General features: G+C 73.1%; 25 protein-coding genes, 1 tRNA gene and 1 pseudogene. 14 read left to right on the top strand and 13 right to left on the bottom strand.

Annotation, left to right across the window (positions count from 1 at the left end):
* Nucleotides 1-258: 258 nt before the first annotated feature.
* Nucleotides 259-2170, top strand: a pseudogene (locus C3492_RS24465) (ATP-binding protein); the annotation flags it as partial.
* Nucleotides 2171-2440: 270 nt separating this feature from the next.
* Here the strand turns inward: C3492_RS24465 and C3492_RS44730 are convergent.
* Complete coding sequence (locus tag C3492_RS44730; protein WP_181140541.1) at nucleotides 2441-2644, bottom strand: hypothetical protein; 204 nt, start codon at nucleotides 2642-2644, stop codon at nucleotides 2441-2443.
* A 345-nt stretch (nucleotides 2645-2989) separates the two neighbouring features.
* Between C3492_RS44730 and C3492_RS24470 the strand changes: the two genes are divergently transcribed.
* From C3492_RS24470 to C3492_RS24520, 11 genes are all read left to right on the top strand, one after another.
* A complete protein-coding gene (locus C3492_RS24470) occupies nucleotides 2990-3424 on the top strand; it encodes a roadblock/LC7 domain-containing protein (protein ID WP_103814280.1) in 435 nt (144 codons plus the stop codon).
* Between the two features lie 2 nt (nucleotides 3425-3426).
* Nucleotides 3427-3798: a DUF742 domain-containing protein gene (locus C3492_RS24475; protein ID WP_030646844.1), complete on the top strand. Its 372-nt coding sequence runs from the start codon at nucleotides 3427-3429 to the stop codon at nucleotides 3796-3798.
* Nucleotides 3776-4375: an ATP/GTP-binding protein gene (locus C3492_RS24480; RefSeq protein WP_030646846.1), complete on the top strand. Its 600-nt coding sequence runs from the start codon at nucleotides 3776-3778 to the stop codon at nucleotides 4373-4375. The genes C3492_RS24475 and C3492_RS24480 overlap by 23 nt, the downstream gene beginning before the upstream one ends.
* A gap of 61 nt (nucleotides 4376-4436) precedes the next feature.
* Nucleotides 4437-5012 (top strand): GAF domain-containing protein, encoded by a 576-nt coding sequence (locus C3492_RS24485; protein ID WP_103814042.1) that lies wholly within the window; start codon nucleotides 4437-4439, stop codon nucleotides 5010-5012.
* A gap of 198 nt (nucleotides 5013-5210) precedes the next feature.
* Nucleotides 5211-6239, top strand: coding sequence for an L-threonine 3-dehydrogenase (tdh, locus tag C3492_RS24490; protein WP_103814044.1), 1029 nt, complete (start codon nucleotides 5211-5213; stop codon nucleotides 6237-6239).
* Between the two features lie 45 nt (nucleotides 6240-6284).
* Nucleotides 6285-7478, top strand: coding sequence for a glycine C-acetyltransferase (locus tag C3492_RS24495; RefSeq protein WP_103814046.1), 1194 nt, complete (start codon nucleotides 6285-6287; stop codon nucleotides 7476-7478).
* A 30-nt stretch (nucleotides 7479-7508) separates the two neighbouring features.
* Nucleotides 7509-8411, top strand: coding sequence for a LysR family transcriptional regulator (locus C3492_RS24500; RefSeq protein ID WP_103814048.1), 903 nt, complete (start codon nucleotides 7509-7511; stop codon nucleotides 8409-8411).
* Between the two features lie 46 nt (nucleotides 8412-8457).
* On the top strand, nucleotides 8458-9024 hold the full coding sequence (locus C3492_RS24505) for a helix-turn-helix domain-containing protein (protein WP_103814050.1): 567 nt from the start codon (nucleotides 8458-8460) through the stop codon (nucleotides 9022-9024).
* Nucleotides 9021-9590, top strand: coding sequence for a GNAT family N-acetyltransferase (locus C3492_RS24510; RefSeq protein WP_374938367.1), 570 nt, complete (start codon nucleotides 9021-9023; stop codon nucleotides 9588-9590). The genes C3492_RS24505 and C3492_RS24510 overlap by 4 nt, the downstream gene beginning before the upstream one ends.
* 88 nt (nucleotides 9591-9678) lie before the next feature.
* Nucleotides 9679-10038 carry an MmcQ/YjbR family DNA-binding protein gene (locus C3492_RS24515; RefSeq protein ID WP_181140530.1) on the top strand — a complete coding sequence of 120 codons (360 nt, stop codon included), beginning with the start codon at nucleotides 9679-9681 and terminating at the stop codon, nucleotides 10036-10038.
* A 138-nt stretch (nucleotides 10039-10176) separates the two neighbouring features.
* Entirely contained in the window at nucleotides 10177-11469 is a 1293-nt protein-coding gene (locus tag C3492_RS24520; RefSeq protein WP_258055863.1) for an MFS transporter, read from the top strand.
* 230 nt (nucleotides 11470-11699) lie between these two features.
* Here the strand turns inward: C3492_RS24520 and C3492_RS24525 are convergent, their stop codons facing one another.
* Together C3492_RS24525 and C3492_RS24530 are read right to left on the bottom strand one after the other, a co-directional pair.
* On the bottom strand, nucleotides 11700-12626 hold the full coding sequence (locus C3492_RS24525; RefSeq protein WP_103814054.1) for a transketolase family protein: 927 nt from the start codon (nucleotides 12624-12626) through the stop codon (nucleotides 11700-11702).
* A 22-nt stretch (nucleotides 12627-12648) separates the two neighbouring features.
* Nucleotides 12649-13356, bottom strand: coding sequence for a transketolase (locus C3492_RS24530; protein ID WP_103814056.1), 708 nt, complete (start codon nucleotides 13354-13356; stop codon nucleotides 12649-12651).
* Between the two features lie 126 nt (nucleotides 13357-13482).
* Between C3492_RS24530 and C3492_RS24535 the strand changes: the two genes are divergently transcribed.
* Nucleotides 13483-13556 (top strand) — tRNA-Pro (locus C3492_RS24535).
* A gap of 92 nt (nucleotides 13557-13648) precedes the next feature.
* Here C3492_RS24535 and C3492_RS24540 read toward each other — a convergent pair.
* The 5 genes from C3492_RS24540 to C3492_RS24560 all read right to left on the bottom strand — a co-directional run bounded on the left by C3492_RS24540 (nucleotide 13649) and on the right by C3492_RS24560 (nucleotide 18506).
* Nucleotides 13649-14377 (bottom strand): hypothetical protein, encoded by a 729-nt coding sequence (locus C3492_RS24540; protein ID WP_258055864.1) that lies wholly within the window; start codon nucleotides 14375-14377, stop codon nucleotides 13649-13651.
* A gap of 151 nt (nucleotides 14378-14528) precedes the next feature.
* Nucleotides 14529-15065: an NUDIX hydrolase family protein gene (locus C3492_RS24545; protein ID WP_086011601.1), complete on the bottom strand. Its 537-nt coding sequence runs from the start codon at nucleotides 15063-15065 to the stop codon at nucleotides 14529-14531.
* Nucleotides 15066-15072: 7 nt separating this feature from the next.
* A complete protein-coding gene (locus tag C3492_RS24550; RefSeq protein WP_103814060.1) occupies nucleotides 15073-16248 on the bottom strand; it encodes an amidohydrolase family protein in 1176 nt (391 codons plus the stop codon).
* A 2-nt stretch (nucleotides 16249-16250) separates the two neighbouring features.
* Nucleotides 16251-17654, bottom strand: coding sequence for a glutamine synthetase family protein (locus tag C3492_RS24555; protein WP_103814062.1), 1404 nt, complete (start codon nucleotides 17652-17654; stop codon nucleotides 16251-16253).
* A 39-nt stretch (nucleotides 17655-17693) separates the two neighbouring features.
* The gene (locus tag C3492_RS24560; protein ID WP_103814064.1) at nucleotides 17694-18506 is read right to left on the bottom strand and encodes an SAM-dependent methyltransferase; all 813 of its coding nucleotides are present in this window, start codon (nucleotides 18504-18506) and stop codon (nucleotides 17694-17696) included.
* A gap of 185 nt (nucleotides 18507-18691) precedes the next feature.
* Here C3492_RS24560 and C3492_RS24565 point away from each other — a divergent pair, with 185 nt between their 5' ends.
* Nucleotides 18692-19567 carry a Cof-type HAD-IIB family hydrolase gene (locus C3492_RS24565; RefSeq protein WP_103814065.1) on the top strand — a complete coding sequence of 292 codons (876 nt, stop codon included), beginning with the start codon at nucleotides 18692-18694 and terminating at the stop codon, nucleotides 19565-19567.
* Here C3492_RS24565 and C3492_RS24570 read toward each other — a convergent pair.
* From C3492_RS24570 to C3492_RS24590, 5 genes are all read right to left on the bottom strand, one after another.
* Nucleotides 19557-20354, bottom strand: a complete 798-nt coding sequence (locus tag C3492_RS24570; RefSeq protein ID WP_103814286.1) for an SAM-dependent methyltransferase — start codon at nucleotides 20352-20354, stop codon at nucleotides 19557-19559. The two genes, C3492_RS24565 and C3492_RS24570, sit on opposite strands and share 11 nt — an antisense overlap.
* 67 nt (nucleotides 20355-20421) lie before the next feature.
* Complete coding sequence (locus C3492_RS24575; protein ID WP_103814066.1) at nucleotides 20422-21069, bottom strand: endonuclease; 648 nt, start codon at nucleotides 21067-21069, stop codon at nucleotides 20422-20424.
* A 13-nt stretch (nucleotides 21070-21082) separates the two neighbouring features.
* On the bottom strand, nucleotides 21083-21427 hold the full coding sequence (locus C3492_RS24580; protein ID WP_103814068.1) for a DUF3140 domain-containing protein: 345 nt from the start codon (nucleotides 21425-21427) through the stop codon (nucleotides 21083-21085).
* Nucleotides 21428-21477: 50 nt separating this feature from the next.
* Nucleotides 21478-21969 carry a Dps family protein gene (locus tag C3492_RS24585; RefSeq protein ID WP_103814070.1) on the bottom strand — a complete coding sequence of 164 codons (492 nt, stop codon included), beginning with the start codon at nucleotides 21967-21969 and terminating at the stop codon, nucleotides 21478-21480.
* Nucleotides 21970-22052: 83 nt separating this feature from the next.
* Complete coding sequence (locus tag C3492_RS24590) at nucleotides 22053-22862, bottom strand: alpha/beta hydrolase (RefSeq protein ID WP_103814073.1); 810 nt, start codon at nucleotides 22860-22862, stop codon at nucleotides 22053-22055.
* Nucleotides 22863-22986 lie beyond the last annotated feature (124 nt).

The raw sequence follows: 22986 nt of genomic DNA on the forward strand, positions 1-22986 counted from the left end.
GATTCTTCCCGATGTAGGGCAACGGTCATCGGATCTTCGTGCGACGCCTCATACCAGAGCGGGACGCTGCTCGGGTGACTTTGTCAACTGCCCACCGCACATGATGCTCAGGCAACTACTGTGAGTGTCCGCCGGGCGACGCGCGGCCGGGTACACCGGTCCGTCGGCCGGCAGCGATGACGCATGCCCGCATCGACCCATGCCCGCACCGCGCACCGCACGAGGACACAGGCCCGACGGACCAGTACGAGGACGCAGATGTCTCACCTCCGAGCACCGGCCGCCCGCGCCGATCGCCGCGAAGGCGGCCGGCACGGGCGACCGGTCGCCCGACCCGCTCCCGCACTGCCCGAAACACACATACGGCCCCAGCTGATGCGGCTCGCCGTCCTGCCGCCCCTCGCGGTCGCCCTCAGCGCCACCGCCGCGGTGCTGTTCAGCATCCGCTCCACCGGCGCACGCACCGGCCCCCTCCTGTGGGCCGTGCTCGCCGGATCGGTCACCGTGGCGGTCGCCGGCATCCTGATCGCCGCCGTGGCCGCCGACCGCACCGCCCGCTCGGTCGCCGACCGCGTCGACGCGCTGCGCCGCACCGCCGCGCGGGGCGAGGCCGACCTGCACGCCCTGGTCGACGCGCTGCGGCAGGGCGAGGCCCCGCCCCAGCACGGCCCGCGCCGCCGGCCGCCCGCCGACGCCGACGACTTCGAGCTGCTCGCCGCCGACCTGGCGCGCGCGTACGACGGCGCCGTCACCGCCGTCGTACGGGCCGCCCAGCTCTCCAGCCAGACCGGCAGCCAGCAGAAACTGGAGGTGTTCGTCAACCTCGCGCGGCGGCTCCAGTCCCTGGTGCACCGGGAGATCTCGATCCTCGACGACCTGGAGAACGAGATCGAGGACCCCGATCTGCTCAAGGGGCTCTTCCACGTCGACCATCTGGCCACCCGCATCCGCCGGCACGCCGAGAACCTCGCCGTGCTGGGCGGCGCGGTCTCCCGGCGGCAGTGGAGCAACCCTGTCAGCATGACCGAGGTGCTGCGCTCCGCCATCGCCGAGGTCGAGCAGTACTCCCGGGTCAGACTGGTCCCGCCCATCGACGGCGAACTGCGCGGCCACGCCGTCGCCGACGTCATCCACCTGCTCGCCGAACTCATCGAGAACGCCACGGTGTTCTCCGCCCCGCACACCCAGGTGCTGCTCCGCGCCAACCTCGTCACCTCCGGGCTCGCCGTGGAGGTCGAGGACCGCGGGCTGGGCATGCCCGTCGCCGAGCAGGAGCGGATGAACGCCGTGCTCGCCGACCCCGACCAGGTCAACGTCGCCAGCCTGCTGGCCGACGGCCGTATCGGGCTCTACGTCGTCTCCCAGCTCGCCCGCCGGCACAGCATCCACGTGCGGCTGCAGACCAACATCTACGGCGGGGTGCAGGCCGTCCTCGTCGTGCCACAGGCCCTGCTCGGCAACGCGCCGGGCGTGCCGGGCGCGGGCGCCGCGACCGCCGTGCCGCAGCCGCACCCGCCGGGTGCACCGCAGTCGCACCCGTCGGGGGAGGCCGGGGCGTCGCAGGACATGCGGGCGACGACACCCGTGCCCCCGCCCGGACTCGCGCCAGGTGCCGGGAACGGTGCCGGAGCGGCCAGTGCCGCCGACGGCGGGCGCGGATCCGCTCCGGGCGGAGGGCGCGGATCCGCTCCGGGCGGCGGGGACCGGGCCGGCGAGGCGGTCGAGGCTGCGACGGACAGCGGGCAGTCCGCGGCCACCGGGCGGCGGAGGCACGCCCAGCGAGGACCCGGGCGGCGCGGGACCGAGAGCGGCGCGCGCGGACGGCACGGAGGTGCCCCGGCCCCGCTCCCCGGTGCGCGGTGCCCAAGAGGCACGGCCCACACCCGCCGAGGCCGTGCCCGGCATCAGCGCAGAGGACCGGGCGGCGGTGGAGGCGCACACGGGCGTCCTGCCCGCCCCGCGCGTCGGCCCGGTCCGCGGCACCATGGACAAGCCCCGGCTGCCCCGCCGACGCGCCCAGGAGCACATCGTGCCCCAGCTGCGCGGCGGCCCGTTGCCCCGCCAGGAGAGCGACACCGTCGTCGGCCACGACCCCGGCCTGATGGCCGCGTTCCAGCGCGGCATCGGACTCGCCGAGGCCCAGCAGAGCCTGGAGTCCGAGCAACAGGAGTCGGAGTTCCGGGCGCCGGGGCCCCGGGGGCCCGAGGTCGGTGAGCCTGGGCTCCGTGAGCCGGGGTTCGATGAGTCGGGGTTCGGTGAGTCGGGGTTCGGTGAGCCGGCGTACGAGAAGACGGCGTACGAGAAGACGGCGTACGGGCACATGGGTTCGGCCCACATGGATGCCGAGCACAGGGCAGGCCCGCACGTGCCGGCGTCCGCGCCGGGACCGGCCGAGCCGACGCGCGCGCGTCCCGAGCACGGCGATCCGGACCACATGGGGTCACCACACATGGGCCACGAGCACGTGGGCCACGAGCACATGGGCCACCACCAGCACGTGGGCCATGCGCCCTTGGGTCAGGAGGCCATGGGGCCGGGCCACACGGGTGCGGATCACATGGGCGCGGACCACCCGGCCCAGGACTACACGGGTTCGGACCAGACGGGGCCGGACCACCCGGCCGAGGGCTACACGGGTGCGCACCACATGGGGTCGGACCATACATCCGCAGGCCACACAGCCCAGCCCTCCACCACCCTGGGCCCCACCACCCCGGAACCCACCACCCAGGGCGCCATCACCTCGGAACCCGCCACCCCCCACCACCCGGCGCCGGACCCCCTCTCCCCGGCCCCCATACCCCAGGCGCACGCCCACGCGCCCGCAGTCGACGGCGTTCGTGGCACCGGTCGCACCGACGGGGAGCGCCCCGGCCGGATGACCGCCCCCGCCCCCTCAGCCGCACCCGCACCCACGCCCGTACGTCGTACCCCCACCCCCACCCCCAGCGCTCCCGCTGATCTTCGTACCCCAAGGAGTCGATCCACCATGGCGAGCGATGCGCCGACCGCCCACGCATCCGACCTCGACTGGCTGCTGAGCGGCCTCGTGCAGCGCGTACCGCACACCACCAGCGCGGTGCTCCTGTCCTGCGACGGACTGGTGAAGTCCGTGCACGGCCTGGACGCCGACAGCGCCGACCACATGGCGGCCCTGGCCTCCGGGCTGTACTCCCTCGGCCGCAGCGCGGGCGTCCGGTTCGGCGACGGCGGGGACGTCCGCCAGGTCGTCGTCGAACTCGACGCGACCCTGCTGTTCGTCACCACTGCCGGCTCCGGCACCTGCCTCGCCGTGCTGGCGGGCCGTGAGGCCGACGCGGCGGTGCTCGGCTACGAGATGGCGATGCTGGTCAAGAGCGTCCGCCCCTACCTGGTCACCGCGCCCCGGCAGCACGCCGTCGAATCCACGGCGACGAGGCCCTGAGCGTGGCCGCAGCCGGCGACGGGCCCTGGCTGGACGACGCGGCCGGACGGCTCGTGCGGCCGTTCACGGTCAGCAACGGCCGCACCGAACCCAGCATCGCCCTCGACCTGATGTCGCAGGTGATGGCCACCGGCGTCACCCCGCTCGGCTACCTCGGCCCCGAGCACGCGCAGGCGCTCGACCTGTGCCGCGCGCCCGTGTCGGTCGCCGAGGTCGCCGCCCAGCTCAAACTGCCCGCCGTGGTCACCAAGGTGCTGCTCTCGGACCTGGTCGACTGCGGCGCGCTGACCACGAAGCCGCCCGTGTACCACCACACTCCCACTGACCGGTCTCTGCTGGAGGCAGTGCTCGATGGACTACGACGACAGCTCTGACCCGTTCCCGACCGCGCTCAAGATCCTGGTGGCGGGCGGGTTCGGCGTCGGCAAGACCACCTTTGTGGGCGCGGTCAGCGAGATCGCGCCGCTCAGCACGGAGGAGCTGCTCACCACGGTCAGCGTCGGCACGGACAGCCTCGACGGCGTCGAGAACAAGATGGAGACCACGGTCGCCATGGACTTCGGCCGGATCACCCTCGATCCGCACCATGTGCTGTACCTGTTCGGCACGCCGGGGCAGGAGCGGTTCTGGTTCATGTGGGACGAGCTGTCCGAGGGGGCCCTCGGCGCGGTCATCCTCGCCGACACCCGGCGCCTTCAGGACTGCTTCGCGGCCGTGGACTTCTTCGAGGAACGCGGGCTCGCCTTCATCGTCGCCCTCAACGAGTTCGACGGCGCCCACCGCTACGACCCCGAGGAGGTGCGGGCCGCCATCGACCTCGACCCGGAGGTCCCGGTGGTCCGCTGCGACGCCCGGATCTCCAGCTCCGGCGTCCAGACCCTGCTCGTCCTCGTCCGCCATCTGCTCGCCCACGCCCCGGCGACCGCACCCAGCCACGGCGCCCACATGTGATCCCGCCCTACCGCCCACGGAGTCCCTATATGAGGTACGCCCACAGCGACGGAGCCCGGCCATGAGCTACGAGCCGCCCCGGCCGATCCGGGGTCTGCTGCTCACCCCCGAGGACAAGGAGGCCCCCGCCCGCGTCCACCGACTGCGCCGGCTCGGCCTGGCGGACCGGCCCGACCCCACGCTCGACGCCTTCGCCGGCCACCTCGCGCAGCTCACGGGCGCGCTCTACGCGATGGTCAACTTCATCGGCGAGGAGCACCAGTTCTTCGCGGGCCTGAGCGCCCCGGCCACCTCCCCGGTCGTGCGGGACGACGGAACCAGGGCCGAGATCGGCCGGGTGCTGCCGCGCGACCATGGTTTCTGCCCCCATGTGGTGGTCCGCCGCAAGGCCCTCGTCCTGGAGGACGTCGGCGACTATCCACGGTTCGCGTGCAATCCGGTCGTCGACGGGTACGGGATCCGCTCCTACCTCGGCGCCCCGCTCATCGACAGCTCCGGCATGGCGCTCGGCACCGTGTGCGCCGCCGACACAGTGCCCCGCGCGTGGGGCAGGGCCGGCCTGGACACCATCAAGGCGCTCGCCGCCGATCTCGTCGTACGCCTCGAACGGAGTACCGGGGACGGTCTGCCTCTCTGACGCGCGGAACACCGTGCGGGGGCGGCGTGACGGGCGTTTTCGGGGGGCATGTAGGAAAGCTGAGGCGCCGGTTAAGAAAAGCTCGATGGACCCCGGCTCCCGCGTACGGCAGATTGCAGGGTGATTCCACCCCTCTGACCCGGTGCGGGCTCCTTCGGCGTGCCCGTGGGCCGGGCCTCACTCACAGGAGCCGTAGCGTTGAAGGCGCTGGTCAAGGAGAAGGCGGAGCCGGGACTCCGGCTGACGGACGTCCCGGAGCCCGCCATCGGCCCCGGTGACGTACTGATCAAGGTCATGCGGACCGGTATCTGCGGCACCGATCTGCACATCCGGTCCTGGGACGGCTGGGCCCAGCAGGCGATCCGCACCCCGCTCGTGCTCGGGCACGAGTTCGTCGGGCAGGTCGTCGAGACCGGGCGGGACGTGACCGACATCCGCATCGGCGACCGGGTCAGCGGCGAGGGCCACCTGGTGTGCGGCAAGTGCCGCAACTGCCTGGCCGGCCGGCGTCACCTCTGCCGGGCCACCGTCGGCCTCGGTGTCGGCCGCGACGGCGCGTTCGCCGAGTACGTCGCCCTGCCCGCGTCCAACGTCTGGGTGCACCGCGTGCCCGTCGACCTCGACGTCGCCGCGATCTTCGACCCGTTCGGCAACGCCGTGCACACCGCGCTCTCCTTCCCGCTGGTCGGCGAGGACGTGCTGATCACCGGCGCGGGCCCGATCGGCCTGATGGCCGCCGCCGTGGCACGTCACGCCGGCGCCCGCAACGTCGTCGTCACCGACGTCAGCGAGGAGCGCCTGGAGATCGCCCGCAAGATAGGGGTGAGCCTGGCCCTGAACGTGGCCGAGTCCACCATCGCCGACGGACAGCGCGAACTGGGGCTGCGCGAGGGCTTCGACATCGGCCTGGAGATGTCCGGCCGGCCCGAGGCCATGCGCGACATGATCGCGAACATGACGCACGGCGGCCGGATCGCCATGCTCGGCCTGCCCGCCCAGGAGTTCCCGGTGGACTGGGCGCGGATCGTCACCTCGATGATCACCATCAAGGGCATCTACGGCCGCGAGATGTTCGAGACCTGGTACGCGATGTCGGTGCTGCTGGAGGGCGGCCTGGACCTCGCCCCCGTGATCACCGGCCGGTACGACTACCGCGACTTCGAGGCGGCCTTCGCCGACGCCGCGAGCGGCAAGGGCGGCAAGGTCATCCTGGACTGGACCGCGTAACCCCCTTCCCCCGCAAGCACCTTCAGGTATTTCAGGAGCACCCTCATGTTCGACACCGTCCGCGACGACCTGCGCGCCACCCTCGACGAGATCCGCGCCGCCGGCCTGCACAAGCCCGAGCGGGTCATCGGCACCCCGCAGTCCGCGACCGTGAACGTCACCGCCGGCGGCCGCCCCGGCGAGGTCCTCAACTTCTGCGCCAACAACTACCTGGGCCTCGCCGACCACCCCGACGTGATCGCCGCCGCCCACGCCGCCCTGGACCGCTGGGGCTACGGCATGGCCTCCGTCCGCTTCATCTGTGGCACCCAGGAGGTGCACAAGGAGCTGGAGGCCCGGCTGTCGGCGTTCCTCGGCCAGGAGGACACGATCCTGTACTCCTCCTGCTTCGACGCCAACGGCGGTGTCTTCGAGACCCTGCTCGGCGAGGAGGACGCGGTGATCTCCGACGCCCTCAACCACGCCTCCATCATCGACGGCATCCGGCTGTCCAAGGCCCGCCGCTTCCGCTACGCCAACCGCGACCTCGCGGACCTGGAGGCCAAGCTGAAGGAGGCGTCCGACGCCCGGCGCCGTCTGATCGTCACCGACGGCGTCTTCTCCATGGACGGCTACGTGGCGCCCCTCGCGGAGATCTGCGACCTCGCCGACCGCTACGACGCGATGGTCATGGTCGACGACTCGCACGCCGTCGGCTTCGTCGGCCCGACCGGCCGCGGCACCCCCGAGCTGCACGGCGTCATGGACCGCGTCGACATCATCACCGGCACCCTCGGCAAGGCCCTCGGCGGCGCCTCCGGCGGTTACGTCGCCGCCCGTGCCGAGATCGTCGCCCTGCTGCGCCAGCGCTCCCGCCCCTACCTGTTCTCCAACACGCTCGCCCCGGTGATCGCCGCCGCCTCCCTGAAGGTCCTCGACCTGCTGGAGTCCGCCGACGACCTGCGCGTCCGGCTCGCCGAGAACACCGCGCTGTTCCGCCGCCGGATGACCGAGGAGGGCTTCGACATCCTCCCCGGCGACCACGCCATCGCCCCCGTCATGATCGGTGACGCGGCCGAGGCGGCCCGGATGGCCGAACTGCTGCTGGAGCGTGGGGTCTACGTGATCGGCTTCTCCTACCCGGTCGTGCCGCAGGGCCAGGCCCGCATCCGCGTCCAGCTGTCCGCCGCGCACTCCACGGACGACGTCAACCGCGCGGTCGACGCGTTCGTCGCGGCGCGCGCGGAGCTGGCGGCCTGACCAGGGCGGACGCCCTGGGATAATGGGGGCATGATCGAGGCACGGCGGCTCCACATCCTCCGTGCGGTGGCCGACCACCGCACGGTCACGGCGGCGGCCGCCGCGCTCTACCTCACCCCGTCCGCCGTCTCCCAGCAGCTCACGGCCCTGGAGCAGGAGACCGGCCATCGCCTGGTCGAGCGCGGCGCCAAGGGCGTACGGCTCACGCCGGCGGGCGAGATCCTGCTCAGCCACACCAACGCGGTCCTCGCCCAGCTGGAGCGGGCGGAGGCAGAGTTGGCCGCCTACGGCTCGGGTGAGGCGGGCACGGTCACCGTGGCCGCCTTCGCGACCGGCATCGCCCAGGTCGTGGCCCCGGCCGTGGCCCGCCTCGCCCACCACGCGCCCGGCATAAGGATCCGCGTGCAGGACGCGGAGGGCGACGCCAGCCTGCCCATGGTCCTGGACCGGCAGGTCGACGTCGCGGTCGCCGTCGAGTACCGGGGCGCGCCGTCCGCCGACGATCCCCGCCTGACCCATGTGCCGCTCTACGCCGAGCCGTTCGACGCCGTCGTGCCTCTCGGGCACCGCCTGGTGGACGCTCCCGAGGTCCCCCTCGCCGAACTGGCCAAGGACGCCTGGATCGGGCCGTACCCCGGCAACCCCTGCCACGACGTGGTCGTCCTCGCCTGCGAGAGCGCCGGCTTCCAGCCCCGCCTGGAACACTCCTCCGACGACTTCCGGGCCGTCGTGGCCCTCGCCTCGGCCGACGCGGGCGTGGCCCTCGTCCCGCGCTCCGCGCTGCGCGGCATGGACCTCACCGGCGTGGTCGTCCGCCCCGTCGACGGTGTCGCCCCGACCCGCCGGGTGTTCGCCGCCGTCCGCCGGGGGGCCGAGGGGCACCCGCTGATCCGCCCGGTGCTGGAGGCGCTCGGCGAGGCGGCGCAGGCGTGAGGCTTCCGTAACAACGCCGTCTCATATCAGGGATAGCGTCCCGGATATGAGAAACGAGGACGCTGTCGATCTCCTCATCGGCGCCCGGCTCGCCGAACTGCGCGCCCAGCACGGCTGGTCCCTGGGCGAGCTGGCGGAGCGCAGCGGGGTCAGCCGGTCCACCCTGTCGCGCGCCGAGCGCGCGGAGACCAGCCCCACCGCCGCCCTGCTGAACCGGCTCTGTCACGTCTACGGCCGCACGATGTCCCAGCTGCTCAGCGAGGTCGAGGCGGCGCCGGCCCCGCTGGTCCGGGCCGCCGACCAGCAGGTGTGGGAGGACCGCGCCTCCGGCTTCGTCCGCCGGTCCGTGTCCCCGGCGCACACCGGACTGCGCGGCGAACTGGTCGAGGGCCGGCTCACCCCGGGCGCGGACATCGCCTACGACCGCCCGCCCGTGCCCGGCCTGGAACAGCACCTGTGGCTGCTGGAGGGAGGGCTGGAGGTGACCGTGGGGGACCAGGTGCACCGGCTCGGCGCGGGGGACTGCCTGCGTATGCGGGTGACCGGCGCGACTCGCTTCCGCTGCGCCGGTCCGGGCGAGGCGCGGTACGCGCTGGCGGTGGTACGGCCATGAGGCAGCGCGGTGACGAGCCCGTGGGCCTCGGCGGGGACACGGCGACGAGGGTGGAACGCTGGGACGGCACCCGAGTACGCGACCGCGCCGGCGACTTGGCGGCGCTGCTGACCGACACCGTGGCCTCGGGCGCCTCCGTCGGCTTCCTCGCGCCGCTCGGCCACGCGGAGGCGGTCGCGTGGTGGCGGGAGCGGGCCGAGGCCACGGCGGCGGGACGGCTCGCCGTCTGGGCGGCCCTGGATCCCCTGGACCGGGTGACCGGCACGGTCGGCCTGGCCTACCCCGACAAGCCGAACAGCGGGCACCGCGCCGAGCTGGTCAAGCTGATGGTGCACCGCTCGGCGCGCGGACAGGGCCTCGGTCGCCGGCTCCTCACCACCGCCGAACAGGCCGCCGCGGCCGACGGCCGCACCCTGCTCCATCTCGACACCGAGACGGGCAGCCCCGCCGAGGACCTGTACCGCTCGGCCGGCTGGACCAGGGCCGGGACCATCCCCGACTACGCGGCGAGCCCGGCGGGCGTGTTGCGGCCGACGACGCTGTACTACAAGCGGCTCGGGGCGTGACGGCCGGCGGGCGGCGCCGGGAGGGGTGGCGCCTGGGGGCGACGGCCGGGAGGGGTGACTGTCAGTGGCAGGGGCTACCGTGCGTGGCATGCCGGATGCACACGACGTACGCCGAATCGCCCTGTCCCTGCCGGACACCACGGAGAAGATCGCCTGGAGCATGCCCACCTTCAGGGTCGCCGGGAAGATGTTCGCGACCCTCCCCGAGGACGAGACGTCCATCGCCGTGCGCTGCCCCAAGGAGGAGCGCGACGAACTGGTGCTGGCCGAGCCGGAGAAGTTCTGGATCGCCGACCACGAGGCGCAGTTCGCCTGGGTGAGAGCGAGACTCGCCGCCCTGGAGGACGTGGACGAGCTGCGGGACATCCTGGCGGACTCCTGGCGCCAGGCCGCACCGCCCCGGCTCCTCGACGCGCATCCGGAGTTGGGGCTCCCGGCCGGGGGCTGAAAAGCCCGGCGGGCGCGGCCGGGGGGTGGCATGATCCCGCCTCGGCGGATGGGGAGCGCCCGTGGCGGGGCGGGAAGTGGTACGGACGGGATCGGCACGGCCGGGGGAACGGCCTGGTCGGGGAGGGGAGCGCTCGGGATGACCGGCACGGACGCGCGGCGGGACGTCGCCGCCCAGGGGGTGCGGAAGGCGGCGGCCGGTGCCTCGGCGGTCTGGTCGCGGGACTTCGGACTCTTCTTCGTGGCCCGGGCCGTCGCCCGCCTCGGCGACACCATGCTGCCCGTCGCCCTCGCCGCCGGCCTGCTGGAACACGGGTACGGCGCGGGCGCGGTCGGCCTCGCCATGGCCTCCACGGCCGCCGCGTTCGCGGGACTGGTCGTCTTCGGCGGGGTCATCGCGGACCGGTTCAGCACCCGCAGGCTGATGATCGGCGCCGACCTCGTCCGGCTCGGCTCCCAGTCCCTCGCCGCGGGCCTGTTCTTCACCGGGCACGTGGTGCTGTGGCAGATCTGCGCCATCGGCGTCGTCAACGGCGTGGCCGGCGCCGTCTTCCAGCCGGGCGTGGCCAGCACCGTGCCCCGCCTCGCCACCGACATCCAGGGCGCGAACGGAGCGATCCGCATCGCCGAGTCCGCCGCCCAGCTCGCCGGTCCGGCCGTCGCCGGCGTCCTGGTGGGCCTCGCCTCGCCCGGTGGGGTCTTCGCCGCGCACGCCGCCACCTATGCGCTCAGCGCGCTGTGCCTGCTGCTCCTGCGGCTGCGCCCGCTCCCCGTCGCGGCCCGCGCCGCCACCGGCTCCGCCCTGCGCGCCTTCCGCGCCGATCTCGTCGACGGCTGGCGGGAGTTCCGCTCCCGCGCCTGGCTGTGGGGGGTCATCGCCGTCTGGTGCCTCTACATGATCGCCGTATGGGGCCCGACCGTGCCGCTGGTGGCCACCGAGGTCGTCCGGCACCATGGCCCCGGCGCCTACGGCCTGGTCAACTCGGCCCTCGGGGCGGGCACGGTGGTCGGCGGCCTGCTCGCCCTGCGGCTGCGCCCCCGCCGCATGCTCCGCGCGGGCGCGCTCTCCCTCTTCGCCTTCTTCGGCTTCCCCGCGACCGTCGGGGCGGGCCTCGGCGTACCGGCCATGGCGGCCGGGGCCGCGGTCGCCGGCGCCGGGATGTCGTTCTGGGGCGTGATGTGGGCGACCACCGTGCAGACCCAGGTCCCGGCCGACGTCCTCAACCGCATCCACGCCTACGACGTGGCCGGCTCCCTCGCCATGATGCCGGTCGGCCAGGCCCTCGCCGGCCCTGCGGCCGAATCCCTGGGCGCCGACCACGTCCTGCTGGCCGCGGCGGCGGTGAGCCTCGCGGTGGCGGCCATCCTGCTGGCGATCCCCCCGATACGCGACCTGCCCCGGGCCGACGCCACCGCACCCGCCGCACCGTGAGGACGAGGACCGGCCACGCCCTGATCCGCGCCGATGCGACCGTCATCCGCGGTGACTCGCGTGCCCTGCGGCGAGGGGGCGCCTTCGCCGGAGCCTGAGCGTGAGGCTTCACCTGCGGTCTGCTCCGTGGTGGTGGGACCGCTCGCCCGCCGGAGCTTCAGTGGGAGGCTCGCCGGCACCCTGGTCCGGGGCCGGCGTGAGACTCGCCCTTACGCCCCGCGTGTCGGCGTTCAGCCGCGTCGCGCCTCGGCCGGCCGCCCCGCGCTCACGAAGTGGGCGATCCGTTCCCGCAGGGTCGCCGCGTCGAGGCCGTGGGCGGCCACGTGTTCCTCGATCGTGCCGTAGCGGCGCAGTTCGCGGCGGGCGACGCCGAGGCCGAGCACCCGGTGCGGGACATCCGTCAGTGCCTCGCTCACCGCGGCCGTCGATGTCCCGGCCAGGTACGGCTCGACCAGCACGACGTCCGTGCCCGCCGCCTCCGTCGCCCGGCGCAGCCCGGCCGCGTCGAACGGTCGTACGGTCGTCGCGTACAGCACCGTCACGTCCAGGCCCTCCGTCGCCGTGAGGACCTCGTCCAGCATCGGGCCCACGGCGACGACCACTCCGGAGCGGCCCTCGCGGACGGTGACGAAGTGCCGGCCGTCGATGACCCGTCCCTGCCGGTTGGACTGCAGGGACAGCCGGACGTACACCCGGTCGTCGCCCGCCGCGACCGCGTGGTGCAGCAGCGTCTCGGCCTCGTCCGGGTGCCCGGGCACATGTACGGTCCAGCCGTCCAGCGTGTCGAGGAGGGCCACGTCCCCCGGGGCCATGTGCGTGAAGCCGCCGGCCGGCCAGTCGAAGGAGGCGGCGGCACTCACCAGCACCGCACCCGTGTCCTGATGACCCAGATCCAGCTTGACCTGCTCGAACGGCCGCTCCACGAGGAAGCTGGCGAAGGTGTGCACGATCGGCCGCAGCCCGGTGAGCGCCAGCCCCGCCGCCGCGCCGACCAGCAGCTGTTCACGGATGCCGACGTTGATCACCCGGTCGGGATGTCGGCGCTCGGCCTCGCGGAACCCGTCCCGGCCGATCTCGGCGAGGACGACCGCGACCCGGGGGTCCTCGTCCAGCATCCGGGAGACGACGGGGGCGAAACGGTCACGCATGGTGTCCATGGAAGAGACCCTTTCCGGGAAGTCAGGCGTTCTTCGGCTCGACGCGGGCCACGACGACATGCGGCCGGCCGGGATGGGGCGCGGTGAACGCGGCGTACAGCGCCTCGTGGTCGCGCCCGTCGACGGTCACCGCGGACCAGCCCGCGGCCTCGAACCGGGCGGCGATCCCGCCGGGCAGCGCGTGGCTGGCGGAGGAGTTGTCGATCACGACGGTGTGCAGCCGGTCCAGCCCGGCGGGCCCCGCGAAGGCGATCGCCTCGTGATTGCTGCCCTCGTCGAGCTCGGCGTCCCCGATCAGCACCCAGACCGCCGGATCGGGCCGGCCCTGCGCCCGCAGACCCAGCGCGGTGCCCACGGCGATCGGCAGCCCGTGCCCGAGGGAGCCGCTGCCGATCTCGGCCCCCGGCACCAGCACCCGGTCCGGGTGGTGCCCGAGCGGGGAGTCGTAGGACCCGAAGCCCGGCAGCCATTCGACGGGCAGGAACCCCTTGGCGGCCAGCACGGCGTAGTACGCCATGGGCCCGTGCCCCTTGCTCAGCAGGAAGCGGTCCCGGGCCGGGTCGTCCCGTCGGTCCGGAGCGACGCGGAGCACCCGGTCGTAGAGCACCCACAGCACGTCGAGCGTGGACGTGGCCGCCGGTCCGTGCTTCTCGTCGCCGGTCATCAGCCCCATCAGCCGGGGCAGGTCGTCGTAGCCGTACGTACGGCTCTGGTCCGTTGCGGTCGTCATGCCGATGATCGTGCAACCTCAATCAAACTTGAGGTCAACCGGGAAAAGGGGCGCGCGACCACCGAGTCGAGTGCGGTATTGTTTCCCTGCGCGTTCGGCCGGGGGAAAGCCCAGGTCAAACGGCACCGGGACGTGGCGCAGCTTGGTAGCGCACTTGACTGGGGGTCAAGGGGTCGCAGGTTCAAATCCTGTCGTCCCGACTTGTGAGAGTCACCGGTGAGGGCCGGTTCCGAGACATCCGGAACCGGCCCTCGAACGTTCGACGGCGTACGTGAACGGTTCTCTCGACGGGTCAGGAAGCCGCCTTGTCGCCCTTGGTGGCGTCGATCACCTGTCCCGCCGGCGGGGGTGCGGCCTTGACCGGCTTCTCGTAGTCCGAGAAGACGACCGTGCCGGGATTCTCGCCGCCGGACTGGTCGAGCTTGAGAATGTACGGCTTTCCCTCCGTGGCGACGTACATGGTGATGCTTTCGCCGCCCTTCTTTTTCTTCAAGGCGATGGCCTTCCGGCCGTTGACCGTGGTGACGTCGCCCTTCGTCATTCCCTTGCGCTCGGACTTGTCGCTGTCCATGTCGGCCAGGAATCCCTGTTTGTCACACAGCCCCGTCGTACGCGCGTCGCCGACCGGTACCTTCACCCAGCGGCCGCTCAGTGCCCGGACCTCCTTCTGGCGGCCGGCCGAGCCCTTGGCGGCGTTGCCCCAGAACTCCTCGTCACCCTTGATGTACGTCGCCTGACCTGCGTGGATGACGTCGGCCGAGCCTCGTTCCATGGACATCCGGCCCTTGCAGTTCTTCTGGGTGTCGACGTGGAAGTCGACCGTCAGGGGCTGCCCTTCCGCGGAGACCTTGCCGGCCATGCGCAGCGATGCGGCGTTCCGGGTGGCGGTCACCGCCTTGGCGGCCACCTGGTCCGCGCTCTGCCCTTCGAACGGCTGGTCCGACGATCCCTCGTCCGAGCATCCCGCGGCGCCCATGGCGGCGGTCGCACAGATCACGGACGCGGCTAAGGTGCGGCTCACAGACATGCAAAACCCTTCCCGGGAAATCTGCTGCATTTCCTGGGCGACCGCTCTTCCGTCTGTCACGGCCGCCGTGGAAGTCCGGTTTCCCGGGAATTATGGAATAGTCGCTTCCTCTTCCTGAACGGACCGTGGCGCTGGTGACGACCGGTCAGAACGCCAGCCCCACGTGCGCCAGCGCTTGCTTCAGCAGCACCCCGTGGCCGCCCGGCATCTCGTTCTGCACCGCCGGTGAGGCGGCCTCCTGGGGGCTGAACCAGACGAGGTCCAGCGCGTCCTGCCGGGGCCGGCAGTCGCCGGTCACCGGCACGATGTAGGCCAGGGACACCGCGTGCTGGCGCGGGTCGTGGTACGGCGTGATGCCCGCCGTCGGGAAGTACTCCGCGACCGTGAACGGCTGGAGCGAGGCGGGGACGCGCGGCAGGGCGACCGGGCCGAGGTCCTTCTCCAGGTGGCGCAGCAGCGCGTCGCGGACCCGCTCGTGGTGCAGCACCCGGCCGGAGACCAGGGTCCGGCTGACCGTGCCGTCCGGGCCGATGCGCAGAAGCAGCCCGATACTGGTGACTTCACCGCTGTCGTCCACGCGCACGGGCACGGCCTCGACGTACAGGATCGGCATCCGGGCCCTGGCCATCTCCAGTTCGTCCGTGGTCAGCCAGCCGGGCGTGGTCTCGGTCATGTCAGACATTGCTTGATCATACTTTCCGGGTGGGGCGCCCGCTGGAATCGCGGGCCGGTTCGGATACGGTCGGTCCGTACAGTCGGCGGGCGTTGTCGCGGCCCGTCCAGGCCGCGATCCGCAGGGCGTCGGCGAGACTCAACTCGTCGGCGTCCACGCGCTCTTGCAGCAGATCGGCGAGGCCCTGCCGGAAGCACAGGGCACCCAGGTGGTGGAACTCGGACACACCATAGGCGTCGGAGCTGTACAGCAGTTTGCGGAACGGGGTGATCTCCAGCGCCTCCTCCAGGACCGCACGGCACCGGGCCGGCCCGGTGTAGTGCAGGGCGAGCCCGACGTCCAGGTACACCTGCTCGAACACCGCGGCCAGATAGGCGGCCTGGCGGTGGTACGGCCAGCAGTGCAGCAGCAGCACCGGGATCGTGCCGGCGGTCCGGTGCAGCCAGTCGGTGAGCAGGGCGGGGTCCGCGCGGTGCAGCCGTACGTCCGCGTCGCCGAAGCCGGTGTGCAGTTGCAGCGGCAGCCCCAGGTCGACGGCGGTCCACAGCAGGTGCCGGACCAGGACCGGGTCCGTGAGGCGTCCGCCCCGCGCCAGCCAGTGCCGGGCGGCCTCCGTCACCTCGGCCCCGGCCGGGCGCTCCGGGTGCAGGGCGAATCCCGTGCGGTAGGCCGCGATGGACTTCACCGCGACCACGCCCGGCCGCCGTACGGCCTCCTCGGCGGCCGTACGGAACACGGCCGCGTACTCGCCCGCCTCCACGCCCCGCGCCGCCACCGACTCCGCGATCCCCTCCAGCCGTACGACCTCGCAGGCGGCGGCACCGGCGGCCGCCGCCAGTTCGGCGGGGGTGGTGAGAGGGTGCGGGGCGTAGCCGGTGTCCACGCAGAACACCCCGGCTCCGGCCGCCGTCAGGAAGCGGCGGTTGACCTCCCGCCAGCCCAGCTCGGCTCGCCGGGCCACGTAGTCGGCGGGCGGTGCGTGGCGGGGGAGGTCCAGCAGGGGTGCGCAGTGGCGGCGGACGGCCAGGCCGACCGGGCTGTCGAAGGGGGAGACGTCCGGCCAGGCCGCGCCCTCGGTGATCAGGGACGCGAATTCCGTGCCGCCGAGATCGACCGTGACCGCGCCGTGGCAGTGGTGGTCGACGAGCGGCAGCGCGGCGAGGGCCTCGTGGACCGGTCCCGGTGCGGCCATGGTCAGTACGTCCAGCGGTAGGCCGCCGCCACCTGGTCGGGGCCGAGCCCGTCGACGGCCGCCGCCTCGCCGAGCCGTACGGCGATCACCGCGTCCGCGAGGACCGGGCCCAGCGCGGCCCGCGGCACCGGGTCCGCGCGGAACTCCTCCACCGCCTCCGGCAGCGACCGCGGCAGCCGCCGTACGCCCAGGGCCGCCGCCTCGTCGGGGCCGTAGCGGGCCGGATCGCCGGTGATCTCGTCGGGCAGGGTCCGGGCCGCCGTGACGCCGTCGAGTCCGGCGGCGATCACACAGCCGAGGGCCAGATACGGGTTGGCGGCCAGGTCGACCGGTTTGACCTCCATGTTGGCGTCCTGGTCGTGGCGGCCCGCCGTGCCCGTGATCATCCGCAGGGCGGCCTCGCGGGTCTCGCGGCCCCAGGCGGTGAAGACGCCGGCCCACTGGGAGGGCTTCAGCCGCAGATAGCTGGCCGGGCTGGGGGCGGTGACCGCGGTCAGGGCCGGGAGGTGGGCGAGGACCCCGGCCGCGAAGGACTCCGCCTCGGCCGTCATGCCGTACCGACGCTCGCCGCCGGCGTGCAGGTTCACGCCGTCGCGCCAGCAGGACAGGTGCAGATGGCCGCCGTTGCCGACGCCCTCGGCGGACACCGCGGGCGCGAACGAGACCCGCAGACCGTGCCGCTGGGCCACCGCCCGGATCGTCTGCCGGACCAGCACACTCAGGTCGGCCGCCGCCACCGGATCCCGGGCGCCCACCGAGATCTCGAACTGCCCGGGCGCGTACTCGGGGTGCAACTGGTCGACGTCCACGCCCTGCGCGGCGCACGCGGCCAGCAGATCGGCGGTGTAGTCGCTCAGCCCGACCTGCCGGATCGCACCGTACGCCGGGCCGGAGACGGCCGGTACGAACTCCCCGGCGGGCGCCGAGCCCAGCCCGACGGACCACTCGATCTCGATCGCCGCCTTGAAGGCGAGGCCGTGCCGTTCGGCGGCGTCCGTGACGGTCCGGCGCAGGAACGTCCGGGCACAGCCGGGGTGCCGGGCGCCCTCCTGGGTGATCCGGTCCACCGGCGCCCACGCCCAGCCGGGCTGGCCGGCGAGCGGCACCAGCCGGTCCAGGTCCGGGTAGAGCCTGAGGTCGCCGTCGGGGGAGCCGAGCGCGTCGGTGCCGACGATCGAGTCGTCGGCGAGGAAGGTGTCGAACACCGGGGACATGCCGACGCCCCAGGACACGGCCGCCTCCAGCCGCCCGGTGGGGATCGTCTTCACCCGGCCGACGCCCGCGGTGTCCACGTACGCCAGCACGATGCCGCGCACGCCCTGGGCGGCCAGGTCGGCGGTGAGGCCGGCGACCCGGCGCAGGTCCCCGGGACGGCCGCCGGGCACGGGGTCGGCGAAAGTCGTCATGCGTCCTCCTCGGCGGGCCCGGCCCGCGCGCGGCCGGGGTCAGGGTTTCACGGCCACCGCGCCGAACTGCGGCACCGGGGCGGCGGACGCCGACTCGGCGCGCCACTGCGAACACGGCACCAGTCCCGGCTCCACCAGGTCCAGACCCTCCAGGAACCCGGCGATCTCGGCACGACCGCGTGCGGTGATCGGCGGGGTGGCGTGGGCGTTCCAGAACTCCATGGCGGCCACATTGCCCTCGCCGCCCACCTCACGGTCGTACGTCGGATGGGTGAGGACCAGGTGGCTGCCGGCGGGCACCGCCGCCATGAGCCGGCGCACGATGTCCCGGGCCTCGCCGGTGTCCAGCACGAAGTTGAGGATGCCCAGCATCAGGACCGCCACCGGCCGGGTCAGGTCCAGGGTCTCGGCGGCCCGCCGCATGATGCCGTCCGGGTCGTGCGCATCGGCGTCGACGTAGTCCGTGACGCCCTCCGGGGAACTGGTGAGCAGCGAGCGGGCGTGCACGAGCACGATGGGGTCGTTGTCGACGTACACGATCCGGGACTCGGGGGCGATCCGCTGCGCTATCTCGTGCGTGTTGTCGGCCGTCGGCAGACCGGTGCCGATGTCGAGGAACTGCCGGATGCCCCGCTCGGCGGCCAGGAAGCGCACCGCCCGCCCCAGGAACTCCCGGTCCGCGCGCGCCACCGCCCGGATCACCGGGAACATCCCGGCGATCTGTTCGCCCACGCGCTGGTCGACCTCGTAGTGGTCCTTGCCGCCGATCCAGTAGTTCCAGACCCGGGCGTTGTGCGCCACGGTGGTGTCCAGCCGTGCCGATCCGGCCCCCGGGGAGTCGACCTCGCTCACCTGTCCGCCCTTCTCACGTGCGGTTCTCCGCCGTCATTGTGCCTCCCGGTGATCGCGCTGTCCCGGGAAACGGGCACGGCGGGCGGTTCCGGGCAGCCGCGCCCCGGCCCCCCGGGCGGTTCCGGGTCCTCAGGGCGCGTGAGGAACACTGGACCGGTATCCCCGCCCCCGACCGGAAGCAGGACATGCCCGCCACGCCCACGCCCCTCCTCGACGCCTCCGGCCTGCCCGCCGGTCCCGCCGACATCCGGCTGATCGTCACCGACATGGACGGCACGCTGCTGGACGACGCCAAGCGGATTCCCGACGGGCTGTGGCCGATGCTCGCCGAACTGCGCCGCCGGGGAGTGCTGTTCAGCCCGGCGAGCGGACGCCAGTACGCCACCCTCTTCCGGCAGTTCGAGGAGGTCGCCGAGGGCATGGTGTTCATCGCCGAGAACGGCACGTACGTGGTCCGCGACGGCGTGGAGCTGAGTTCCGACCCGCTGGACCGGTCCGTCGCCGCAGGGGTGGCCCGGACGGCGCGGCGGCTGGTCGCGGACGGCACGGACGTCGGCGCGGTCGTCTGCGGCAAGCGGGCGGCGTACGTCGAGCGGACCGACGAGGCGTTCCTGGCGGAGGTGCGCAAGTACTACGTCGAGCACCGGATCGTCGAGGACGTCACCGCCGTGGACGATGAGATGATCAAGGTCGCGATGTTCGACTTCGGGTCCGCCGAGCACACCACCGCCCCGGCCCTCGCGGAGTTCACAGCGACCCACCAGGTCGTCGTCTCCGGCGAACACTGGGTGGACGTGATGAACCGCACGGCCGACAAGGGCACCGCCCTGCGCGGCCTCCAGCGGGCGCTCGGCATCACGCCCGCCCAGACCATGGTCTTCGGCGACTACCTGAACGACCTGGAGATGCTCGACGCCGCCGAGTGGTCCTTCGCCATGGCGGGCGCCCACCCGGAGGTGATCCGGCGGGCCCGCCACCTGGCCCCGTCCAACAACGACGACGGTGTACTGCGGACCGTCGCCCTCGTGCTGGACCTGCCGTACGACGGCGTCAGGGCTTGACCGCGACCCCGCCGTACAGCGAGATCGGCCCGTCGGGCGCTTCCTCGGGCCGCCACTCGGCCACCGACACGATCCCGGGCTCCAGCAGCCGGAGTCCCTCGAAGAAGGTGCCCACCTCGGCCTGCGCACGCGCCACCAGGGTGACCCCGCCGGCCGCGTAGGCCGCGATGCCCCGCTGGACGTTCTCCGGCTCGAAGTCGGCGGTCATGGTCGACAGCACCAGGCAGCTGCCCGGCGCCAGCGCGCCGACCAGGGTGTCCACCAGGTCGTGGGCGCCGTCCTCGTCGGCGATGAAGTGGAGCAGGGCGATGAGGGAGAGGGCCACCGGGCGGTCGAGGTCCAGGACGCGGGCCGCCTGGCCGAGAATCGCGCGCGGATCGCGGGCGTCGGCCTGCACGTACTCGGTCACGCCCTCCGGGGTGCCGCGCAGCAGCGCGTTCGCGTGGGCCAGCACGATGGGGTCGTTGTCGACGTACACCACGCGGGCGTCGGGGGCCACGGACTGGGCGATCTGGTGCAGGTTCGGCTCGGTCGGTATGCCGGTGCCGATGTCCAGGAACTGGCGGATCCCCCGCTCCGCGGCCAGCATGCGCGTGCTGCGGCGCATGAACGCCCGGTTGGCGCGGGCGGCCTTGGGAGCGCCCCCGTCGATCGCCGCGATCCGCCGGCCCAGTTCCTCGTCGACCGGGTAGTTGTCCTTGCCGCCGAGGAACCAGTCGTACACCCGGGCCGGATGCGGTCTGGTCGTGTCGATGCCGTCCTGGATCCGCGGCCCTGTCCCCGTCACGTGCTGCTCCTCCACCCGTCCGGCCCCGGTGGTCACTCCGGGACGTGCGGGGAGCAGTCTGACACGATCAAGCGGCCCGGCGCAGACAGTCTTCGGCCACCTGTTCGTCTAGCGCTGCCCGGACCAACGCGGCGGCCAGGACGGCCGGTTGGGTGTCGCCGGCCAGCTCGGTCAGCTTCTCGGGGTCCTTCGGCAGGCCGAGCCGCCCGGCCCCGGACAGCGCCTTGCCGTCCAGGTAGGGCGCGACGTCCGGCCACACCCGCTGCGCCTCGCGCAGGAAGATGTCGGCGCCGGCCGGCCCGATGCCCGGCTCCTCCTGGAGCAGCCGCTTCAGCTGGCCGGCGTCGCCCTCCGCCTCCCGGTGCAGCCGGCGCAGGTCGCCGCCCCAGCGCTCGGTCAGCAGCTCGGCGCCGTCGCCGAGCTGGGTCGCGGTGCGCTCGTCGTACCGGCGGTAGCCGCCCCGGCCGAGCGCGTCCACCCGCCGCTGCCAGTCGGCCTCGGCCATCCGGCGGGGGCTGTCCAGGTGCTCCTCGTGCAGGGCCCGGGCGGCGGCGACCGCGACGGAGGCCCGGATCCGTGCGCTCAGCAGCAGGGAGAGCACGAGCAGCCGGTACAGCGGCTGCGGGGTGTCCTTCAGGCGGATGCCCGCCTCCTCGGCGTACGTCCGCCCGTACGCGGACACCAGCTCGCGCACGACCCGTTCGTCCCGGTCCACGGTCGGGCTCCGGCTAGGGCTTGAGCGGGTCGTGGCCCAGCGTCATCAGCCGGTGCCGGCGCCGGGTGTCCTCCGGCGTGTTCTCCGGCTCGGGTTCGTTCTCCATGTCGACCAGGTCACCGACCGTTTCGACGACCTTGTGCATGACCCGGACGTCGTCGTCGGTGAGGTCGGTACGGCGCTTCTGCAGGATGGCGAGGACGTGCCGGCCGGTGGGCGTGCCCGCCTCCTCCGGAAGCGGTTCCGTCTCCTCGTCGGCGTCCCGGACCTTCAGCCAGGCCGCGAGTTCCGCGGAGGTCATGTTCACCACGCGGTGGAAGTCCTCCCACAGCGCCTCGGTCTCCAGTGCGTCGGCCATGGGTCTCCCCCTTCCGTGCGGGAGTGGGTGTACTGGCGGGAGTGGGTGTACTAGCCGGCGGCGTCGTCGCGCGGCTGGTTCTCGGCCTCGAACATCCAGCGCTGCTTCTCCAGGTCGGCGGTGACGGAGATCAGCAGGTCCTGGGTGACCGGGTCGGCCTTCTCGGTCGTCTCGATCCGCTCGCGCAGCCGGCCGATGGCGGCCTCCAGCGCCGACACCATCAGCTCCACGACCTCGGTGTCGCGCAGCCAGCCGTCCTTGGCGCCGGGCAGCGCGAAGGTCGCGGCGATGGTCTCCGGCCGGCCGTCCGGCGGCACGCCCAGCGCGGCGGCACGCTCGGCCACCGTGTCCGAGTGGCTCCGGGCCGTGGCGACCACCTCGTCGAGCTGGAGGTGGATCGACCGGAACCGCGGGCCCACGACGTTCCAGTGCGCCTGCTTGCCGATCAGCGACAGCCCGAGCAGGTCCACCAGGGTCTCCTGCAGGGCGGTTCCGGTGACGCCGAGCGCCTCGTCGGGCAGCGTGCTCTTGACCACGGTCATGGTCCGTCCATCCCCTTTCGGCAGCTTCCACGGTCATGTCCGACAGGGCGGGTGCCCGCTGCGTGAGGGAGCAAACCGACTGGTCAGCGGGGCAGTACCTGGTCCAGGAAGCCCATCAGTTCCGCGAAGACGTCCTCCTTGCAGGTCTCGTGGAACACCTCGTGCCGCGCCCCCGGGAAGATCCGCTCGGTCAGCCGGCCGCCGCTCAACCGCTCCACGCCGGTCCGGCTCCCGGGCAGCGGCACCAGCCGGTCGTCGTCGCCGTGCAGCCACAGCAGCGGCAGCCCCCCGATGTCACCGTCCCGGGCGACGGTCTCCAGCGTCCGGGCGAACGCCTCCAGCGTCGGCCGCTTCATGGGCCCGTGCCAGACCAGCGGATCGGCCGCGTACGCGGCACCCACGGCCGGGTCCCGGGAGAGCGCGGACGGGCTGATCGGGACGTCCGGGATCTCCTCCAGGGCCAGCAGCCGTCCCGGCAGGTCCCAGGCGCCGATCACCGGGCCGGACAGCACCAGGGCGCTCAGTTCGCCGCCGTACCGCTGGGCGTAGCGGGCCGCGATCAGTCCCCCCATGGAGTGGCCCACCAGGACCAGTGGCAGGCCGGGACGCGCGGCGCGGGCCGAGTCCGCCACCGTGTGCACGTCCGTGACCACGTCCTCGAAGTCCTCGATCACCACCCGCTCCCCGGCCGACCGGCCGTGGCCGGCGTGGTCCGGCGCGTACACGGCGGCGCCGTGCCCGGTGAGCCGGGCGGCGAGTTCCGCGTACCGGCCGGCGTGCTCGCCGTACCCGTGCACCAGGAGTGCCAGGCAGCGGGGGGCCGGGTGCGGCCACTCCCGTACGGCGAGGGCTCCGTGCGTGCCGTCGAGGACGTGCTCGCGGACGTGGGGCATCTCTCCTCCAGCTGCCTCGGGGAAGGTCCTGAGGATCTTCCCAGGGGAGCGGTCGGCGGTCTATAGTCCAAAACTAGCAGTGCTAATTAACTGCTGCCGGACAGCGGAAGAGCTGTCGTGAGGT

This window comes from Streptomyces sp. Ru62 (genome assembly GCF_002920615.1).
Classification (GTDB): Bacteria; Actinomycetota; Actinomycetes; order Streptomycetales; family Streptomycetaceae; genus Streptomyces.

What these genes read in the sequence shown, in the direction of transcription:
- C3492_RS24470 (WP_103814280.1), top strand. Translation starts at nt 2,990, where the DNA reads ATGGCGAGCGATGCGCCGACCGCCCACGCATCCGACCTCGACTGGCTG.
- C3492_RS24480 (WP_030646846.1), top strand. Translation starts at nt 3,776, where the DNA reads ATGGACTACGACGACAGCTCTGACCCGTTCCCGACCGCGCTCAAGATC.
- C3492_RS24485 (WP_103814042.1), top strand. Translation starts at nt 4,437, where the DNA reads ATGAGCTACGAGCCGCCCCGGCCGATCCGGGGTCTGCTGCTCACCCCC.
- C3492_RS24495 (WP_103814046.1), top strand. Translation starts at nt 6,285, where the DNA reads ATGTTCGACACCGTCCGCGACGACCTGCGCGCCACCCTCGACGAGATC.
- C3492_RS24500 (WP_103814048.1), top strand. Translation starts at nt 7,509, where the DNA reads ATGATCGAGGCACGGCGGCTCCACATCCTCCGTGCGGTGGCCGACCAC.
- C3492_RS24505 (WP_103814050.1), top strand. Translation starts at nt 8,458, where the DNA reads ATGAGAAACGAGGACGCTGTCGATCTCCTCATCGGCGCCCGGCTCGCC.
- C3492_RS24510 (WP_374938367.1), top strand. Translation starts at nt 9,021, where the DNA reads ATGAGGCAGCGCGGTGACGAGCCCGTGGGCCTCGGCGGGGACACGGCG.
- C3492_RS24515 (WP_181140530.1), top strand. Translation starts at nt 9,679, where the DNA reads ATGCCGGATGCACACGACGTACGCCGAATCGCCCTGTCCCTGCCGGAC.
- C3492_RS24520 (WP_258055863.1), top strand. Translation starts at nt 10,177, where the DNA reads ATGACCGGCACGGACGCGCGGCGGGACGTCGCCGCCCAGGGGGTGCGG.
- C3492_RS24525 (WP_103814054.1), bottom strand. Translation starts at nt 12,626, where the DNA reads ATGGACACCATGCGTGACCGTTTCGCCCCCGTCGTCTCCCGGATGCTG.
- C3492_RS24530 (WP_103814056.1), bottom strand. Translation starts at nt 13,356, where the DNA reads ATGACGACCGCAACGGACCAGAGCCGTACGTACGGCTACGACGACCTG.
- C3492_RS24545 (WP_086011601.1), bottom strand. Translation starts at nt 15,065, where the DNA reads ATGTCTGACATGACCGAGACCACGCCCGGCTGGCTGACCACGGACGAA.
- C3492_RS24550 (WP_103814060.1), bottom strand. Translation starts at nt 16,248, where the DNA reads ATGGCCGCACCGGGACCGGTCCACGAGGCCCTCGCCGCGCTGCCGCTC.
- C3492_RS24555 (WP_103814062.1), bottom strand. Translation starts at nt 17,654, where the DNA reads ATGACGACTTTCGCCGACCCCGTGCCCGGCGGCCGTCCCGGGGACCTG.
- C3492_RS24565 (WP_103814065.1), top strand. Translation starts at nt 18,692, where the DNA reads ATGCCCGCCACGCCCACGCCCCTCCTCGACGCCTCCGGCCTGCCCGCC.
- C3492_RS24580 (WP_103814068.1), bottom strand. Translation starts at nt 21,427, where the DNA reads ATGGCCGACGCACTGGAGACCGAGGCGCTGTGGGAGGACTTCCACCGC.
- C3492_RS24585 (WP_103814070.1), bottom strand. Translation starts at nt 21,969, where the DNA reads ATGACCGTGGTCAAGAGCACGCTGCCCGACGAGGCGCTCGGCGTCACC.
- C3492_RS24590 (WP_103814073.1), bottom strand. Translation starts at nt 22,862, where the DNA reads ATGCCCCACGTCCGCGAGCACGTCCTCGACGGCACGCACGGAGCCCTC.